Below are 16,943 nucleotides of genomic sequence, written 5' to 3' on the forward strand. Positions count from 1 at the left end.
GTGCCGATGGTTCTCGGCACGTGGTGATCCATGGCCCGGATCATTCCTGGGGCGTCCAGATTCCGGTGGCGGCGGCGGCCTTGGCGTACTCGGTGAAATCACGGGGCGCGCGGCCGAGTGCGCGCTGGACGCCGTCGGCGGTCGCGGTGTTGCGGCCGTCGAGGATGGTGCCGAAGAGGTAGTCGAGCAGGCTGATCACGTCGTCGGGGACCTGGTATTCGCTCAGTGCCGCGACGAATTCCGGGCGCGAGACCGGGATGAACGCGATCTCGCGGCCGGTAGCCGCGGCGATCTCGCCCACAGCGTCGGCGAACGTCAGCGCCCGCGCGCCGGTGATCTCGTAGATCTCGCCCGCGTGCCGGGGATCGGTGAGCGCGGCCACCGCGACCTCGGCGATGTCGTCGGCATGCGCGAACGGTTCGGGCACATCGCCGTTGGGCAGGGCCACCGCGCCGGCGAGCACATCGGGGAGGAAGGCGCCCTCGCTGAAGTTCTCCGCGAAGAAGGCGCTGCGCACCACGGTCCAGGCCAGGCCCGAATTCTCCACGATCACTTCGCATTCGCGCGCCTCGGGCTCACCGCGCCCCGACAACAGCACCACCGATCGCACGCCTGCCGCCCGCGCGGCCGCGGTGAACGCGCGGATGACATCCGGCGCGCCCGGAACGGCGAGATCCGGCTGGTAGGACAGGTAGACCGAGTCGACGCCCGCCAGGGCCGGAGCCCAGGTGGCCCGGTCGGTCCAGTCGAACGGGATCGGGGCGGTGCGCGAGCCGATCCGGACCTGGTGGCCCGCGGCCGCGAGGAGTGCCGCGACCCGGCCGCCGGTCTTGCCGGTGCCGCCGGTGACGAGGAAAAGCTGCTGGTGAGAAGTGGTGTTTGTCATGAGATAAGTACATCGGGCGGCGGCCGCGGGCAACATCGTCGTACCGCTCGCGAACATACGCGGTCGTCTACTGTGGACGACGTGGATGCGTTGGCCGGACTGCTCGAAGGGCCGCGTGCTCGCGGTGCGTTCCTGATGTGCTCGCTGCTGAACCCGCCGTGGTCACTGCGGATCCAGGACGAGGCGCCGTTGACGGTGCTCGCGATGATCCGTGGAAAGGCCTGGGTCAGTACCGATTCCCAGCCGCCGCGGCAGCTCCGCGCGGGCGATGTCGCGGTATTCCGTGGGCCGCAGCCGTATACGGTGGCCGACGATCCGGCGACCGAACCGCAGATCATCATCCAGCCGGGCCAGGTCACCACCACGCCGGATGGTGAGATCCTGTGCGAGACACTGAGTCTCGGCGTCCGGCAGTGGGGCACCGACGCCGACGGCGAGACGCTGATGGTCACCGGCACCTACGAATCGGCGGGCGCGGTGAGCAGGCGGCTGCTGCGGGCATTGCCGCAGGTCGCGGTGCTGCCGCGCGGTGATCTCGACACCCGCCTGCTCGATCTGCTCGTCGACGAGGCCACCAAGGACCTGCCCGCCCAGACCGCGGTGCTGGATCGCCTGCTCGACCTGCTGCTCATCGCCGCCCTGCGCGTCTGGTTCGCCCGCGACGACGCCCCCGCCTGGTATCACGCCTACAGCGACCCGCTGGTCGGCAAGGCCCTGCGCCTGCTCCAGCACAACCCGGCCCACCCGTGGACGGTGGTCGCGCTGGCCGAGGCGGTCGGGATGTCGCGGGCCGCGCTGGCCCGCCGGTTCACCGAGCTGGTCGGCGAGCCGCCGATGACCTTCCTGACCGAATGGCGGCTGTCGCTGGCCGCCGACCTGCTGGCCGAGTCCGACGCGACGGTCGAGGCCATCGCCCACCAGGTCGGCTACGGCAGCGCCTTCGCGCTCAGCACCGCGTTCAAACGGCACTTCGGGGTGAGCCCGCGCGACCACCGGCAGGGGAACGCGGCCGCGCTGTCGTCTTCGGCATGAGCGCTCAGCGGCCCGAGGCGGTAGCGGAGCGTGACCATGGCGGCCGCCCGCGCATGCTGCATGATGGCAGCGTGAGCTATCCCGTCCTGTGGCCGATGCCGACCCGGTGGGCCGACAACGACCAGTACGGCCACGTGAACAACGTGACCTACTACTCCTACTTCGACACCGCGGTGAACGCCTGGCTGATGCGCGCCACCGGCATGGACATCACCGCGCTGCCCGCCCTGGGCGTCGTCGCCCAGACCGCGTGCCGGTTCCACGGCTCGGTGAGCTTCCCCGACCAGTTGCGGGTCGGCCTGCGCATCGCCCGCCTCGGCACGTCGAGCATCACCTACGACCTGGCGATCTTCAAGGAGACCGAGGCGGGACTCGAGCTGGCCGCGACGGGCGATTTCGTGCACGTCTACGTCGACGCCGACACCCGCAAACCGGTGGCGATCCCGGAGGTCGTCCGGACCGCCGCGGCCGAACTCGTCACCGAGTAGCCGCGCTCAGGAGGCGATGACGCCGACCCTGCGCCGATCAGCGGATCGTGACCGGCGGCTATCGATCATCGTGGCAGGGACCGAGCGATCGATTCCGGCGCTCACCCGCGCAGCATCGTCTGGAACCGGCGCATGCCGGAAATCCACCGGTCGTAGTCGGAGCCCTTGTTGCGGTACATCTGCAGCACCTCCTGGTGCGGCAGGATCAGGAAGTGCTCGGCGGCCATCGCCTCGATCACCGTCTCGGCGACCTCCTCGGTCGAGAGCACCGCGCCCGCCGTCGTCACGGCCTTGACCGCCAGCGCGGCCGCCTCCGGCGCGTCGGGGATCAGGTCGCCGCTGAGCAGCCGGGTGTCCACGCCCATCGGGCACAGGCAGCTCACCCGGACACCCTGGTCGCCGTAGGTGACCGAGAGCCATTCGGCGAAGCCGACGGCCGCGTGCTTGGTCACCGAGTAGGGCGCCGAGCCGATCTGGGTGAGCAGCCCGGCCGCCGACGCGGTCGAGACGAAGTACCCGCCGCCGCGCTCGACCCAGCCGGGGACGAGCAGGCGCGCGGCGCGCACATGCGCCATCACGTTCACCTCGAGCGCCGCCGACCACTGGTCCTCGGTGCTCTCCAGCCCGGGTCCGCCGCCGATGCCCGCGTTCGCGAAGAACAGATCGACCGGACCGAACGAGCGTTCCGCGGCCGCGATGAGCTCGGCGATCACCTGCTCGTCGGTCACGTCACCGCCGACCGCGACCGCGTTCGCGCCCAGCTCACCCGCTACCTTCGCCGCGGTGTCCGCGTCGATGTCGGCGACGACGACCTGCGCACCGCCCGCGACGAGCCGATGGGCGAGCGCGGCGCCGATGCCGCCGCCCGCGCCGGTAACGATGCCGACCTTGCCTGCAATCTCCATGTCCGCACCCTAACCGGCGGCCGTCACCGCCCGGCGGGGAATTCCGCCACCACGGTGATGCGCTCGATCGCCCGGAGCAGGACGGCGGTGGTCACTCCCGGCACGAGATCGGGCCGCCACGCGGGGCGCAGGGCGTCGACTCGCGCGGCCGCGGTCGCAATGATGCTGATCTCGATCATGGTGCCCGCCTGACGAATTCGGCCCGTCCCCGACGCGGTGCCGTCGCGTCGAGGATAGGCCGAGTCGTGGTGTCGCGTCCGCTGTCAGGTGGTGACCGCCGCCGGCTGCGGTGCCACCGGTTCGGCCGGGGCGAGCGCGGCGCGGGCCATGGCGCCCAGGCGAGTGTGATTGAAGATCAGGTTCAGCAGGAACGCGGCACCCGCGCCCAGCGTGACGCCGCTGTCGAGCAGGATCTGCGCCGAGGTCGGGAACTTGGTGAACATGCCGCTGGTCAGCTCGGGCAGCAGACCGATGCCGATCGCGGTGGCGGCGATGGTCGCGTTCACCCGGTCGAGCAGGTCGGCCTGGCGCAGCGTGTTGACGCCGACCACCGCGACCGTCGCGAACAGCACCAGCCCGACACCGCCGACCACCGGCTTCGGGATCGCCGCGACGACCTCGCCGATCCGTGGCACCAGTCCGAGGACCATCAGGATCGCGCCGCTCACCGCGGTCACGTACCGGCTGTAGATCCGCGTCGCCGCCACCGCGCCGACGTTCTGGTTGAAGATCGTGTCGACGAAGGCGGTGAAGACGCCGCCCAGGACACCCGAGAGTCCGTCACCGACCAGGCCGCGCGCCAGATCGCCCTTGCCGATCGGCTTGCCGGTGATCTCGCTGATCGCGAGCATGCTGGCCGTCGACTCGGCGAACACCACGGCCATGACGATGCTCATCGCCACCACCGCGGTCACCGGGAACTGCGGCGCGCCGAAGTGGAACGGCTGCGGAATGCCGATCCAGTCCGCGGTGCCGATGCCCGTGGTCTGCACCAGGCCCATCGGCAGCGCGATCGCGATCCCGGCGACCAGCGCGATGAGCACGCCCAGCTGCGACCACACCCCGCGCCCGAGGCAGACGAACCCGACCGCGATGAGCACGACGACCGCGGCCAGCCCGATGTTCGATGGCGAGGCGAAGCTCGGCGACTTCGGGTCGGTGCCGATGATCAGGCCCCCGGCGACCCCGATCAGCGACACACCGACCACCGTCAGCACGGTGCCGGTGACCAGCGGCGGGAAGAATCGCACCACCCGGGCGAACGGCCAGGCCAGCGCGATACCGACCACACCGCCGATCAGCATCGACCCGTAGACGGCGTCGAGGCCGTACTCCTTGGCGATCAGGATCATCGGATTCAGGCCGACGAAGGTCGCGCCGCACACGATCGGCAGCCGCGCGCCCGCCAGCTTGCCGACGCCGAGGCTCTGTACCAGCGTGATGATCCCGGCGACCAGCAGATCGGCGCTGATCAGCAGTCCGATCGTCGACCGGTCGAGTCCCGCGGCCGCGCCGAACACCAGCGGCACGGTGATACATCCCGTGTACATGATCAAGACGTGCTGGATGCCGAACACCAGCTGCCGCACGAACGGCAGCCGGGTGTCGACGGGATGTAACTCGCTCATGCACCTGTTTGTAGCCCGCCATTTTTACCGCCGATGCGCGTCGTGTTTCGGCGGTGTGACGGGTCGGGTATATCGCTCAGACGCGGCTGAGCAGCGTCAACGGGTCCTCGAGGAAGCCGGCGGTGGTTGCCAGGAAGCGGGCGCCGAGCTCGCCGTCGACCATCCGGTGATCGAAGCTCAGGCCCAGTGTGGTCACCCAGCGCACGGCCAGTTCGTCGCGGAACACCCACGGCCGCTTGCGGATCGAACCGAGGCACAGGATCGCGGCCTCGCCCGGATTGACCAGCGGCACCCCGGTGTCGACGCCGAACACCCCGACATTGGTGATGGTGAAGGTGCCGCCGCGCAGATCGGCGGGTGTGGCGTTGCCCGAGCGGGCCGTCTCGGCCGACCAGCTGATCTCCCGGCACAGCTCGCGCAGACTCAGCGACTGCGCCTCCTTGAGATTCGGCACCAGCAGCCCGCGCTCGGCGGCGACCGCGATCCCCAGGTTCACGTAATGCTTGGTGACGATCTCCTGGTTCTGCTCGTCCCAGGCGGCGTTGATCCCCGGATGCTCCGCGATCGCGGCCAGCACCGCCTTGGCCACCAGCGCCAGCGGCGTGAGGGTGAGCCCCTCGAAGGATTTCGTCGTGCGCAGGTGATCGAGCAGCTCCATCGAGGCGGTGCAGTCGACGGTGACGAAGGTGCTGGCCTGCGGGATCGTGCGGGAACTGGCCTGCATCGCCGCGGCGGTGCGCTTGCGGACGCCGGTGATGGGGGTGCGCTGCTCGCGGGCCGTCGGCTCGATCAGCCCGTCGTCGGCGTCGCCGGAATGCCCGGCGACCGGGGCGGGCGTGGTCTCGCCGAGGCGCGCCGGTGTGCGCGGCGCCGTGACCGGAACGGCCGAGCGCACGTCCTCTACGGTGACCGCGCCTTCGGGTCCCGATCCCGCGACGAACCAGAGATCGATGCCGAGTTCCTTGGCCAGCTTGCGCGCCGCGGGCGTGGCCGCCGCGCGATGGGTACTCGGCGTGCTCGCTGCCATCGCGGCCGCGGGGGTGGAAGTGCGCCTGCGCGAAGTGGATTCGGCTTCCGGGCCGTAGCCGACCAGCACGTCGTTACGGCTGACGGACTCCGCGGTTGGCGGCGCGGTGACCTCGAGATCGTTGCGCACCCGGATCAGCGGCGCGCCGACCGGGACGGTGTCGCCCGGCTGGGCCAGCAGCTCGACCACCACCCCGGAGAACGGCGACGGCAGCGCGACGACGGCCTTGGCGGTCTCCACCTCCGCGATGGTCTGGTTCAGTTCCACCGTGTCGCCGACGGCGACGGCCCAGGACACCAGGTCACCGTCGGCGAGGCCCTCGCCCAGATCGGGCAGGCGGAATTCGAGAACATGACCGTCGTCGGCGGCTTGTTCCGGCACTGAGGCACCTTTCATCACGCGGCTAGACAGCGATCGACCGCCGCCAGAATGCGGTCGGGGTCGGGCAGGTGGTGCTTTTCGAGCTTAGCCGGGGGGTAGGGGATGTCGTAGCCACCGACGCGCAGCACCGGCGCCTCGAGGTGATAGAAGCAGCGTTCGGTGATCCTGGCCGCGATCTCGGCGCCGAGCCCGGCGAACACCGGCGCCTCGTGCACGATGATCAGGCGGCCGGTCTTGTCGACCGATTCGGCGATCGTGTCGACGTCGATCGGCGAGAGACTGCGCAGATCGATCACCTCCAGCGAATGTCCTTCCTCGGCCGCGATCTTCGCCGCTGTCAGTGCGGTGGCGACGGTGCCGCCGTAGGCGACCACGGTCGCGTCGGCGCCGCGCGTGCACACCCTGGCCCGATGCAGCGGCAGATCCGGTTCGCCGTCGAAATCTACGTCGGATTTATCCCAATAGCGACGTTTCGGTTCGAAGAACACCACCGGATCATCGAGTGCGATGGCCTGGCGGATCATCGAATACGCGTCGGCCGGGGTGCTCGGCGAGACCACCCGCAGACCCGCGGTGTGCGCGAAATACACCTCCGGTGACTCCGAATGGTGCTCGACCGCGCCGATGCCACCGCCGAACGGAATGCGAATCGTCAACGGCGCCTTCACCTTGCCGCCGGTGCGGTAATGGATCTTGGCGACCTGGGAGACGATCTGGTCGAAGGCGGGATAGACGAAGCCGTCGAACTGGATCTCCACCACCGGCCGGTAGCCGCGCAGGGCCATGCCGAAAGCCGTTCCGACGATGCCGGATTCGGCCAGCGGGGTATCGATGACGCGGTTGTCGCCGAAATCCTTCTGCAGGGTGTCGGTCACCCGGAACACGCCACCGAGCCTGCCGATGTCCTCGCCGAGCAGGACCACCTTCGCGTCGTCTTCCATGGCGCGGCGCAGGCCGGTGTTGAGGGCGGCGGCGAAGGTGGTGATCATGACTGCGCTCCTTCGGCGAGGTAGGCCGAGAACTGCTGTGCCTCTTCGGTGATCAGTGGGTGCTCGGTCGCGTAGACGTGGTCGAACATGCGCTCCGGGTCGGGGTCGGGCATCGCCAGCGTCGCGGTGCGCACGCGGCGGGCGACGTCGTCGGCGGTGTCGGCGACCTGGCGGGCGAACTCCGGGTCGAGGTGGCCCTCGCGGACGAGCAGCAGGCGGATGCGCTCGATCGGGTCGCGGTGTTCCCAGTATTCGGTGTCGGCGGCGGTGCGGTACCGCGACGGGTCGTCGGCGGTGGTGTGCGGGCCCATCCGGTACGTCATCGCCTCGATGAAGGTCGGGCCGCCGCCGGTGCGGGCCCGCTCCACCGCCTGGCGGGTGACGGCGAGCACGGCCAGCACATCGTTGCCGTCGACCTGCACGCCCGGGATGCCGTAGCCGTCGGCCCGGCGCACCAGCGGCACGTGGCTCTGCACCGTCACCGGTTCGCTGATCGCCCACTGGTTGTTCTGGCAGAAGAAGACCACCGGTGCGCTCCAGGTCGCGGCGAAACCGAGCGCTTCGGCGATGTCGCCCTGGCTGGTCGCGCCGTCGCCGAAGTAGGCGATGGTGGCGATATCGGCGCCGTCGAGGTGGGCGGCGTAGGCGTAGCCGGTGGCGTGCAGGCCCTGGGAACCGACGACGATGTTGGCGTTGGTCATGTTGACCTCGTCCGGGTCCCAGCAGTGGTGGGCGGCGCCGCGCCACAGGGTGGTCAGCTGCTCGGGCGCGACGCCGCGGACGTAGGCCACCGCGGTCTCGCGGTAGGAGCAGAACACATAGTCGTCGGGGTGCAGGGCGTGTGCCGAGCCCACCTGGGCGGCCTCCTGGCCGAGCAGTGGTGGCCACAGGCCGAGCTGTCCCTGTCGTTGCAGGGCGGTGGCCTCGACGTCGATCCGGCGGGTCACGACCAGATCCTGATAGAGCTGCCGCAACCGTTCGGCACCGATGTCGGCGACCAGCGCGGCGTGTTCGCGATCGAACACCCGCCTGCCGTCCGGTTGCACCAACTGGACCGGGTAGGTCTGTTTCTCCGACATCGAGATCGCCTCCTCACCACCGCGCCTTGTGGGCCGATGCAAGTACGACAATCGCTGAGTGCGATGTGTATCACTCAGCATCCACGATAAAGCCGACTGCGCAAGTGGCCGACACGGGAATGAGCAGAATGCATGGTCCGGACCCGTCGCACGGTGTCATACTGCGTTGTATGACCAGTCGCGAACCCGACGCCGTGACACTGGACGCCACCGACGCCCGGCTGCTGCGCGAGCTGATCGCCAATCCCCGGGCCACCGGCGTCGAGCTGGCCGCCCGCCTCGGCTTGTCCCGCAACACCGTCCAGGCTCGGTTGGCCCGCTGGGACAACGGCGGCGTGCTGGGCAGCTTCGAGCGACGCGTCGAGCCACGCGCCCTCGGCTACCCCCTGGCGGCCTTCGTCGCGGTGGTCGTCGACCAGCATCAACTCGACTCCGTCGTCGACGAACTGGCCGATGTCCCCGAGGTCACCGAGGTCTGCGGCATGACCGGTTCCACCGATCTCACCGTCCGCATCGTCGCCCGCGACGCCGACGATCTCTACCGCATCGCCGGCCAGATCCTCAAGATCCCCGGCGTGGAACGCACCAACATGGCCCTCGTCATGCGCGAACTGGTCGGTCCCCGCACCGGCCCCCTTCTCGACCGCCTCGCCGGCCCGAATTGAGCAAGCTGCGCCGGGGTAATGCACATGACGCGCATCGTTATTAACGCAATGCGTTATGCTTGGATGGTGATCAGGTCATTCGGAGACCGGGACACCGAGCGTTTGTGGCGTCGTGAGTACGTAGCGAAGTTCGACTCCCGGATCGTCCGGGTGGCGTTGCGGAAGCTCGCGATCCTGGATGCGGTGGTATCCCTGGGGGAGCTTCGTGTACCACCGGGCAACCGGCTGGAGGTTCTGAAAGGAAATCGCAAGGGGCAGTACAGTATTCGGGTAAATGATCAGTGGCGAATCTGCTTCGTGTGGACCGATGCTGGTCCCGAGGGTGTGGAAATCGTGGACTACCACTGAAGGAGGTGACGAGATGGGCAAGCTGGCTCCGGTACATCCGGGCGAGGTGCTGATGGAGGACTTCATCGAGCCGCTCGGAATCACCCAGCACCGAGTCGCCGTGGCAATCGGGGTGCCACCGCGCAGGATCAACGAGATCGTGCACGGGAAGCGACGGATCACGGCCGACACGGCCCTGCGGCTCGGCCGGTACTTCGGCACGAGCGATCTCTTCTGGTTGAACCTGCAGAATCGCCACGACCTGGAGATCGAACGTGACGCGATCGGCGAGGCGTTGGCGGCGATCCAGCCGTTGCGGGTGGCGTAGCGACCTGTCCGCAGGGCGCTACTTGCCCGAGGGGAGGAAGCGGCGGACGAGGAGGCCGGCGGCGAGGGCCCAGAAGGCGCCGCCGATGCCGAAAAGGGTGGTGCCGGAGGCGGCTACGAGAAAGGTGACCAGGCCTGCCATCCGGTCGTCGGGGTCGGTGAGGGCGCCGGTGAGAGCGGCGGCGAGGGTGGCCAGGAGAGCCAGGCCCGCGACGGTTTCGAGGGTGCCTGCCGGGGCGGCGGCGATCAGGGTGACCAGGGCGGCCGAGGCGAGGCCGAGGATCAGGTAGGCGGCGCCCGCGGTGGCGGCGGCGATCCAGCGGCGTTTCGGGTCGGGGCTCGCGCTGGGGGCGGCGGACAGCGCGGCGCTGATGGCGGCGAGGTTGATCGCGTGGCCGCCTGCCGCGGCGCCGGCGATGGTGCCGATTCCGGTGACGAGCATCGACGCGCGCCACGGGACCTGGTAGTCGAACGAGCGCATCACCGCGACACCGGGGATGTTCTGCGAGGCCATCGTGACGATGTAGAGGGGCACCGCGATGCCGACGATCGCCTGCCAATGCCAGTGCGGCGCCGTCCATTCCACAGTCGGGACCATGGCGGCGAGATCGAGGTGGCGGTCGCGGACCGCGATATCGACGCCGGTGCCGATCGCCGCGGTGACGAAGGCGACCAGCACCGCCCACTTCGGCGCGTACCGCTGCAACACCAGCCACACCAGGATGACCGGCACCACCACGGCGGGGGCGGTGTGCAGCGCCTTGACCGGCGCCAGACACAGCGGGACGAGCACACCGGCGAGCATCGCCTGTGCGATCGGCACCGGGATCGCCGCCACCAGCGACCCGAGTCGCTGCCACAGCCCGGTGATGACGATGAGCACGCCGGTCACCGCGAACGCCGCCACCGCGCCGGGCCAGCCACCGGCCACCAGCCCGGTGCTCGCCAGCAGCGCCGCACCCGGTGTCGACCAGGCCAGGGTGATCGGAATCCGGTACCGGAAGCTGAGCAGCAGGATGCCGATGCCCTGCGTGAAACACAGGATCATCAGCCCGGATGCCGCCTGCGCCGGACTCGCGCCCACCGCCCGCAAACCACTGAGCACCACCGCGAACGAACTGGTGAACCCGACCAGTGCGGTGATCGCGCCCGCGCCGAGCGGCTGCGCGATCCCCGCCCGCGGCTCGGTGACCTCATCGGGTGTGGTGGTGGTGACCTGCGACATTGTGCCGATATTGCCCGTCCGCGCAGCCGCTGTCGCCTGCCAGTACCGGGAAAGTGGCCTGATCGGCCCTTCGCCCGGACAGGTCCAGTTCGCGATGACGGGAGTCGGCTCGCGCTGCGACGACGGACCTCACGGGTGAGGTCGGAGTCAGGTTCGGCACCGGTGAGCCGCGCGTGCTGCGTAGGGTGACAGCGGGGGGTTTCGGCAGTGGCAACGGCGGTGAGGAGTGGCAGTGGGCGCGGTGTTGATCTCCCCGGAGGAACTCCGGGAAGAGCTGGCGGACAAGAAGATCCATCTGCTCGATGTGCGGTGGGCGCTCGGTGATCCGAACGGCCCGCAGCACTACCTCGACGGGCACATCCCGGGTGCGGTCTTCGTCGACCTGGAGACCGAACTCGCCGCCGCGCCCGCACCCGCGCGCGGCCGTCACCCGCTCCCCGATCCGGGCACCTTCGAGAAGTGCGCGCGCAGTTGGGGACTGGGCAACGGCGAGCCGGTGGTGGTCTACGACGCGACCGGCGGGATGGCCGCGGCCAGGGCCTGGTGGCTGCTGCGCTGGGCCGGCGTCGCGGACGTCCGCATCCTGGACGGCGGCCTGCCCGCCTGGATCGCCGCGGACGGCGAGCTCACCACCGGCGCCGAGCCGGACCCGGACGCCGGTGACCTGGTGGTCCGCCCCGGTGGTCTCCCGGTGATCGACGCCGACGCCGCGGCAGGCTGGTCCGGCGTGCTCCTCGATGCCCGCGCGGGCGAACGCTATCGCGGTGAGGTGGAGCCGGTCGATCCCCAGGCCGGGCACATCCCCGGCGCGGTGAGCGCCCCGACCGCCGACAACCTCGACGACACCGGACGTTTCCACGCCGCCGACACCTTGCGCGCCCGCTTCGCCGCCTTCGGCGACGGCCCGGTCGCCGTGTACTGCGGCTCCGGCGTCACCGCCGCCCACCAGATCGCGGCCCTCGCCGTCGCGGGCATCCCGGCCGCGCTGTACCCGGGCTCCTGGTCGCAGTGGTCCAACGACCCGAAGCGCCCGGTCGCGACCGGCGCCTGATCGAGCGTCGCTTCAGCCATCGGCCAGGAGTGCGACCGTGCGGTAGCACCCGAGACGACCGTTCACGGGCAGCCACGGGCGATGTCGTGGAGGGCGGCGTTGTCGGCGGCGGTGATCGGGAGGTCGTAGTCGACGGCGACGGTGAGGTACTTGGCGGCGTAGAAGCAGTGGTTGGCGCGGGCCGGGGGGAGCCAGTCGGCGGGGGTGTCGTCGCCTTTGGACTGGTTGGTGGCGGCGCCGGTGGCCAGCAGGTTCACCGACAGGTCGTTGGCGAAGCGCAGGCGCCGGTCGGGCGGCCACCCGGCGGCGCCCATGTCCCAGGCGGCGGCCAGCGGATAGACGTGGTCGACCTGGACGCGGCCGCCGTCGGACTTGCGGAAGGTGATGTCGGTGCCGGTGTAGGGGTCGGTGAGGACGCCCTCGACGACGACACAGCGGCCGCGCAGCACCACCCCGCGCAGCTGGGTGGCGAGGACGTTGTTGCGCGTATCGCAGCCGTCGTGGCCGCCGGGGGCATCGGTGTCGTCGGACCAGGCGGCGCCGAACACACACGCCTGACCCGCCTTGCAGCCGCGCTCGTAGCCGCCGGGGCGGGGGCGGGCCGCGATCACCCGCACCCGCTCGAGCAGTGCCGTCACCTCGGCACGCGTGGGACTGCCGGGTGCCGGGGTGACCGGTTCATCCGGGGTGAGAACGCCACAGCCCGCGACCGCGAGCACCATCACCAGCAGCCGCGCCCATGTCCGCATACCTGCAGGTTGTAGCCGGAGGCACCGACAACAACCCGCGCGGGGTCAGAGCCAGGCGCGGGCGAGGATGTCGTCGGCGGCGACTTCACTGGAGTTCGGTGGGAACCGCGTCGCGGCGATCGAGGACACGTGTGTGCCGTCGTGGCCGACCAGCCAGGACCCGCCGCGGTCCTCGCATTCGGCGATCTTGGCGAACACGGTCAACAGGAAGGTGATCGACTCGCGTGGATCGACCGTGTTGGCCAGACGCTGGGATTCGCCAGGTCGGGACAGGTCGAGCCACACACCGGATTGGCCGTCCAAGCGCATGCCGACGATCTTTCCGGTGTCGATGAAAGTGAATTTGCGCCGTTCCCACGGGGTTGTCGGGGTATAGCTCTGCTCGAGAACCTGGAGCAGAATCGTCATCACTGCCCTCCACACGCATACAAGGGGTTCATCGGCCGAGCCGGAGCGAGCCCGGTTCGCCTGGGTCGTTATGTAGTTGTCGCCGGTGGATGGTCCGGCCCATGACCAGGGGATATCCAAGTATGTTCCGGGATCGGCGAGAAATCCAGGGGGAGGAGGCGCCGCGCCGGTTGTCGGTGCCGACTGCTTGGATGGAGCCCATGCTGCACGGTCTGTGGTCCCCCGGGTCGGGCCTGCTGCTGTGGCACGACGGGGAGCCGGTGGCCGTGGGCTCGGTGCTCGGCGACATCCTCGAACGCGCCAGGTTCCGGCATCGCGCCGAGGTGCTCGTCGTCGATGCCGCGGGGCAGTCCGGTACCGCCGAGGTGCGCGCGCACGCGCTCGCGCCGCCGACGGCGGCCGTCGTGCTGCGCAGCAGACTCGGGCGCGAGCACATCTCCGGCGATCTGCGGTTCCTCGGCCATGTCGCCCGTGGCGTCGAACGGTGGGTGCGGGCGGGGCGAGTGGTGCCGCAGGTCGAGCGGGCCGACGGCCAGTGGTGGGTGCGCTGGCGGCTGGTCGGGGGGCAGCGGCAGCGGGCCTGGCTGGCCGAGCTGGCCGCCGCGATGCCCGCCGCGCTGCGCGTCGCCGGGTCGCCGTCGGCCGTGCTGGACGACCTCGTCACCGAGCTCACCGACCCGATCGCGCGCGAGTACCTCGCGCACCGCACGCTGACGCACCCGATGCTGCGGGCGCTGATCGGTGACACCCCGCTCGAGGCGGGCTCCTACCGGCTGGCGGAGACGCTGGGCCAGTGGCGGGCAGGCTACGCCGCCGACGAACCGGAACTCGTACTGCGCCTGTGCGAACCCGACGGCGAGTTCGGCGCCGCCGACGAATCGGTGGCGCTGTGGCGATTGCAGGTCTGCCTGCGCCCGGTCGACGATGCGCCCAAACCCGTTGTCCTCGACGATGACCCGGTCCTCGTCCGAACCGCGGCGGAGAAACTCGGCCACGCGCGCAAGGCGTATCCACGCCTGCGTGACCTGCCCACGGACCCGCGCGGGCTCGACCTGCTGCTGCCCACCGCGGTCGTCGCCGACCTGGTCGCGCACGGTGCGCACGCCTTGCAGGAGGCCGGTATCCGCCTGCTGCTGCCACGGGCCTGGAACATCGCCGAGCCGAGTATGCGGCTGCGGGTGAGCAGCCCGGCCGCCGCCGAGACCACGGTCGGCCTGAGTGGATTACTTTCCTACCGTTGGGAATTGGCGCTCGGCGACCTGGTGCTGACCGAGGCCGAGATGGAGCGGCTGATCCGCAGCAAGTCCGATCTCGTGCAGCTGCGCGGGGAATGGGTGCAGGCCGATCATCGGGTACTGGCCGCAGCCGCGCGGTATGTGGCGCTGCACGCCGACGACAGCCCGATCACCCTGGCCGACATGATCGGGGAACTCGCGGCCGAACGCGTCGACGATGTGCCGGTCACCGAGGTCACCGCCGTCGGCTGGGCGGCCGAATTGTTCGCCAGGGAAGGCGAACCCGAGCCGGTGCCGGTGCCGGTGGGCCTGAAAGCCGAGCTGCGGCCCTACCAGGAACGCGGCCTGAGCTGGCTGGCCACAATGAGCCGGCTCAACTGCGGCGCGATCCTGGCCGACGACATGGGCTTGGGTAAAACGGTGCAGGTGCTGGCATTGCTGGCCCACGAACGCGAGTCCACCGCGGTCGGCACCGGACCGGCCGATGCGCTGGATCGGGTCGGCCCCTCCCTGCTGGTGTGCCCGATGTCGGTGGTCGGTAACTGGCAGCGGGAAGCGCAACGTTTCACCCCCGATCTGCGGGTTCTCGTCCACCACGGCCCAGGACGCCTCACCGGGGCGGAATTCGCCGCCGCCGTGGCGGATTCGGACCTCGTGGTGACGACCTACGCCCTGCTGGCCCGCGACGCGACCCTGCTCGGCGAACAGCGGTGGGAGCGGATCGTGCTCGATGAGGCCCAGCACATCAAGAACGCCGCCACCCGCCAAGCACGGGCGGCGCGCGCCCTGCCCGCGCGGCATCGGCTGGCGCTCACCGGAACCCCCGTGGAGAACCGCCTCGAGGAACTGCGCGCGCTGTTCGACTTCGCCATGCCGAAGCTGCTCGGCAGCCCGCAGTCGTTCCGGGCCAAGTTCGCCGTGCCGATCGAACGCGAACGCGATCAGCGGGCGGTCGACCGGTTGCGGTTGATCACCGACCCGTTCGTGCTGCGCAGGCTCAAAACCGATCCGGCCGTCATCAGCGATCTGCCGGAGAAGCTGGAGATGACGGTGCGGGCCAACCTCACCGTCGAGCAGGCCGCGCTCTACCAGGCGGTGGTCGACGACATGCTGGCCAAACTGAAGGACGCGAAGGGCATGGCGCGCAAGGGCGCGGTGCTCGGCGCGCTGACCAGGCTCAAACAGGTCTGTAATCACCCCGCGCACTACCTCGGTGACGGTTCGCCGATCCTGCGCCGCGGCAGCCACCGCTCCGGCAAGCTCGCCCTGGTAGAGGACGTCCTCGACGCGGTCGTCGCCGACGGCGAGAAGGCGCTGCTGTTCACTCAGTTCCGGGAATTCGGCGATCTGGTGCTGCCGTTCCTCACCGAACGCTTCGGCACCCCCATCCCGTTCCTGCACGGTGGGGTGTCCAAGAAGGGCCGCGACGAGATGGTGACCGGGTTCCAGACGGAGAACGGGCCGCCGCTGATGCTGCTCTCGCTCAAGGCTGGCGGCACCGGGCTCAACCTCACCGCCGCCAATCACGTGATCCACCTGGACCGCTGGTGGAATCCGGCGGTGGAGAACCAGGCCACCGACCGCGCGTTCCGGATCGGCCAGCAGCGCGCGGTGCAGGTCCGCAAGCTGGTCTGCGTCGACACCATCGAGGAGCGGATCGACGAGATGATCAGCGGGAAGAAGCAATTGGCCGAGCTGGCCGTCGGCGCGGGCGAGAACTGGATCACCGAGCTGAGTACCGACGAACTGCGCGAACTGTTCACCCTCGGCGCCGAGGCGGTGGGTGACTAGTGACCGATTTCAGTCAGTTCGGCCCGCGCAGGCCGGTCACCGGCGGCGCCAAGGCGCGCGGCGGCTTCGGCCGGACCTGGTGGGGCAGGTCCCTGCTGGACGCGGTGGAGCAGGTCGCCGACGCGGGCAGACTCTCGCGCGGTCGCACCTACGCCAGGGCCGGCCAGGTGGTGAACTACCGGATCGAACGCGGCGCCGTCACCGCCGAGGTGCAGGGCAGCCAGCCCAGCCCGTTCACCTCGGTGCTGGCGATCCGGCCGCTGCGCGCGGAGGAAATCGACCTGTTGCTCGCCGAGATCAGGGAGGCGCCCGGCATGCTCGCCGAGATCGCCTCCGGCGCACTGCCGCCCGCGCTCGGCCCGCACCTGCTGCCCACCACGGCATCCGAACTGGACTTCTCCTGTAGCTGCCCGGATATGGGCTGGCCGTGCAAACACGTCGCCGCGGTCTGCTACCTGCTCGCCGAACGTCTCGACGAGCAGCCCGGCGAGATCCTCACCCTGCGCGGCCTCGACCTGGACACCCTCATCGGTGGCGTCGAGAAGTCCACCCGCACCACCGAATCCGGCGACCCCTACGGCGACGACCTGAACCTTCCCGAACTTCCCCGCATCGAATTCCACGCCGTCCTCGACGACCTCGACCCGATCCCGCTGCGCCGCGCCCTGCGCATGTCCACCGAGGACGAACAGACCGCGGCCACCGGGCTGCGCGAATTACGTTCGCTGTACCAGGAATTCGACAGCTGAG

At 70.0% G+C, this 16,943-nt stretch carries 18 protein-coding genes; 8 read left to right on the top strand and 10 right to left on the bottom strand.

The window, feature by feature from the left end:
- Positions 1-40: 40 nt before the first annotated feature.
- Positions 41-886, bottom strand: a complete 846-nt coding sequence (locus NV348_RS22245) for an NAD(P)H-binding protein (RefSeq protein WP_447148623.1) — start codon at positions 884-886, stop codon at positions 41-43.
- An 81-nt stretch (positions 887-967) separates the two neighbouring features.
- Here NV348_RS22245 and NV348_RS22250 point away from each other — a divergent pair, with 81 nt between their 5' ends.
- A complete protein-coding gene (locus NV348_RS22250) occupies positions 968-1,918 on the top strand; it encodes an AraC family transcriptional regulator (RefSeq protein WP_447148624.1) in 951 nt (316 codons plus the stop codon).
- A 53-nt stretch (positions 1,919-1,971) separates the two neighbouring features.
- A complete protein-coding gene (locus NV348_RS22255) occupies positions 1,972-2,406 on the top strand; it encodes an acyl-CoA thioesterase (RefSeq protein ID WP_447151120.1) in 435 nt (144 codons plus the stop codon).
- 101 nt (positions 2,407-2,507) lie between these two features.
- Here the strand turns inward: NV348_RS22255 and NV348_RS22260 are convergent, their stop codons facing one another.
- The 6 genes from NV348_RS22260 to pdhA all read right to left on the bottom strand — a co-directional run bounded on the left by NV348_RS22260 (position 2,508) and on the right by pdhA (position 8,415).
- Positions 2,508-3,311, bottom strand: a complete 804-nt coding sequence (locus NV348_RS22260) for an SDR family oxidoreductase (protein ID WP_447148625.1) — start codon at positions 3,309-3,311, stop codon at positions 2,508-2,510.
- A gap of 23 nt (positions 3,312-3,334) precedes the next feature.
- Positions 3,335-3,490: a hypothetical protein gene (locus NV348_RS22265; protein ID WP_447148626.1), complete on the bottom strand. Its 156-nt coding sequence runs from the start codon at positions 3,488-3,490 to the stop codon at positions 3,335-3,337.
- Between the two features lie 84 nt (positions 3,491-3,574).
- Positions 3,575-4,939 (bottom strand): uracil-xanthine permease family protein, encoded by a 1,365-nt coding sequence (locus NV348_RS22270; RefSeq protein ID WP_447148627.1) that lies wholly within the window; start codon positions 4,937-4,939, stop codon positions 3,575-3,577.
- A 76-nt stretch (positions 4,940-5,015) separates the two neighbouring features.
- The gene (locus NV348_RS22275) at positions 5,016-6,362 is read right to left on the bottom strand and encodes a dihydrolipoamide acetyltransferase family protein (protein WP_447148628.1); all 1,347 of its coding nucleotides are present in this window, start codon (positions 6,360-6,362) and stop codon (positions 5,016-5,018) included.
- Complete coding sequence (locus NV348_RS22280) at positions 6,362-7,336, bottom strand: alpha-ketoacid dehydrogenase subunit beta (RefSeq protein ID WP_447148629.1); 975 nt, start codon at positions 7,334-7,336, stop codon at positions 6,362-6,364. Before NV348_RS22280 ends, NV348_RS22275 begins: the two co-directional genes overlap by 1 nt.
- The gene (pdhA, locus tag NV348_RS22285; protein ID WP_447148630.1) at positions 7,333-8,415 is read right to left on the bottom strand and encodes a pyruvate dehydrogenase (acetyl-transferring) E1 component subunit alpha; all 1,083 of its coding nucleotides are present in this window, start codon (positions 8,413-8,415) and stop codon (positions 7,333-7,335) included. The genes NV348_RS22280 and pdhA overlap by 4 nt, the downstream gene beginning before the upstream one ends.
- 170 nt (positions 8,416-8,585) lie before the next feature.
- Between pdhA and NV348_RS22290 the strand changes: the two genes are divergently transcribed.
- From NV348_RS22290 to NV348_RS22300, 3 genes are all read left to right on the top strand, one after another.
- Positions 8,586-9,080 (top strand): Lrp/AsnC family transcriptional regulator, encoded by a 495-nt coding sequence (locus tag NV348_RS22290; RefSeq protein ID WP_447148631.1) that lies wholly within the window; start codon positions 8,586-8,588, stop codon positions 9,078-9,080.
- A 66-nt stretch (positions 9,081-9,146) separates the two neighbouring features.
- Positions 9,147-9,428, top strand: coding sequence for a type II toxin-antitoxin system RelE/ParE family toxin (locus NV348_RS22295; RefSeq protein ID WP_447151121.1), 282 nt, complete (start codon positions 9,147-9,149; stop codon positions 9,426-9,428).
- Between the two features lie 13 nt (positions 9,429-9,441).
- On the top strand, positions 9,442-9,735 hold the full coding sequence (locus tag NV348_RS22300; protein WP_447148632.1) for a HigA family addiction module antitoxin: 294 nt from the start codon (positions 9,442-9,444) through the stop codon (positions 9,733-9,735).
- Positions 9,736-9,753: 18 nt separating this feature from the next.
- On the opposite strand, the gene NV348_RS22305 is transcribed toward NV348_RS22300, so the two are convergent.
- Positions 9,754-10,959: a benzoate/H(+) symporter BenE family transporter gene (locus NV348_RS22305; protein ID WP_447148633.1), complete on the bottom strand. Its 1,206-nt coding sequence runs from the start codon at positions 10,957-10,959 to the stop codon at positions 9,754-9,756.
- A 232-nt stretch (positions 10,960-11,191) separates the two neighbouring features.
- On the opposite strand from NV348_RS22305, the gene NV348_RS22310 reads away from it, so the two are divergent.
- Complete coding sequence (locus NV348_RS22310; protein ID WP_447148634.1) at positions 11,192-12,010, top strand: sulfurtransferase; 819 nt, start codon at positions 11,192-11,194, stop codon at positions 12,008-12,010.
- Between the two features lie 62 nt (positions 12,011-12,072).
- Here NV348_RS22310 and NV348_RS22315 read toward each other — a convergent pair whose 3' ends face one another.
- Together NV348_RS22315 and NV348_RS22320 are read right to left on the bottom strand one after the other, a co-directional pair.
- The gene (locus NV348_RS22315) at positions 12,073-12,759 is read right to left on the bottom strand and encodes an HNH endonuclease family protein (RefSeq protein ID WP_447148635.1); all 687 of its coding nucleotides are present in this window, start codon (positions 12,757-12,759) and stop codon (positions 12,073-12,075) included.
- 45 nt (positions 12,760-12,804) lie between these two features.
- Positions 12,805-13,167 (bottom strand): hypothetical protein, encoded by a 363-nt coding sequence (locus tag NV348_RS22320; RefSeq protein ID WP_447148636.1) that lies wholly within the window; start codon positions 13,165-13,167, stop codon positions 12,805-12,807.
- A gap of 200 nt (positions 13,168-13,367) precedes the next feature.
- On the opposite strand from NV348_RS22320, the gene NV348_RS22325 reads away from it, so the two are divergent.
- Positions 13,368-16,193: a DEAD/DEAH box helicase gene (locus NV348_RS22325; RefSeq protein WP_447148637.1), complete on the top strand. Its 2,826-nt coding sequence runs from the start codon at positions 13,368-13,370 to the stop codon at positions 16,191-16,193.
- The gene (locus NV348_RS22330) at positions 16,193-16,942 is read left to right on the top strand and encodes an SWIM zinc finger family protein (RefSeq protein ID WP_447148638.1); all 750 of its coding nucleotides are present in this window, start codon (positions 16,193-16,195) and stop codon (positions 16,940-16,942) included. The genes NV348_RS22325 and NV348_RS22330 overlap by 1 nt, the downstream gene beginning before the upstream one ends.
- Position 16,943 lies beyond the last annotated feature (1 nt).

This window comes from Nocardia fodinahabitans (assembly GCF_052983615.1).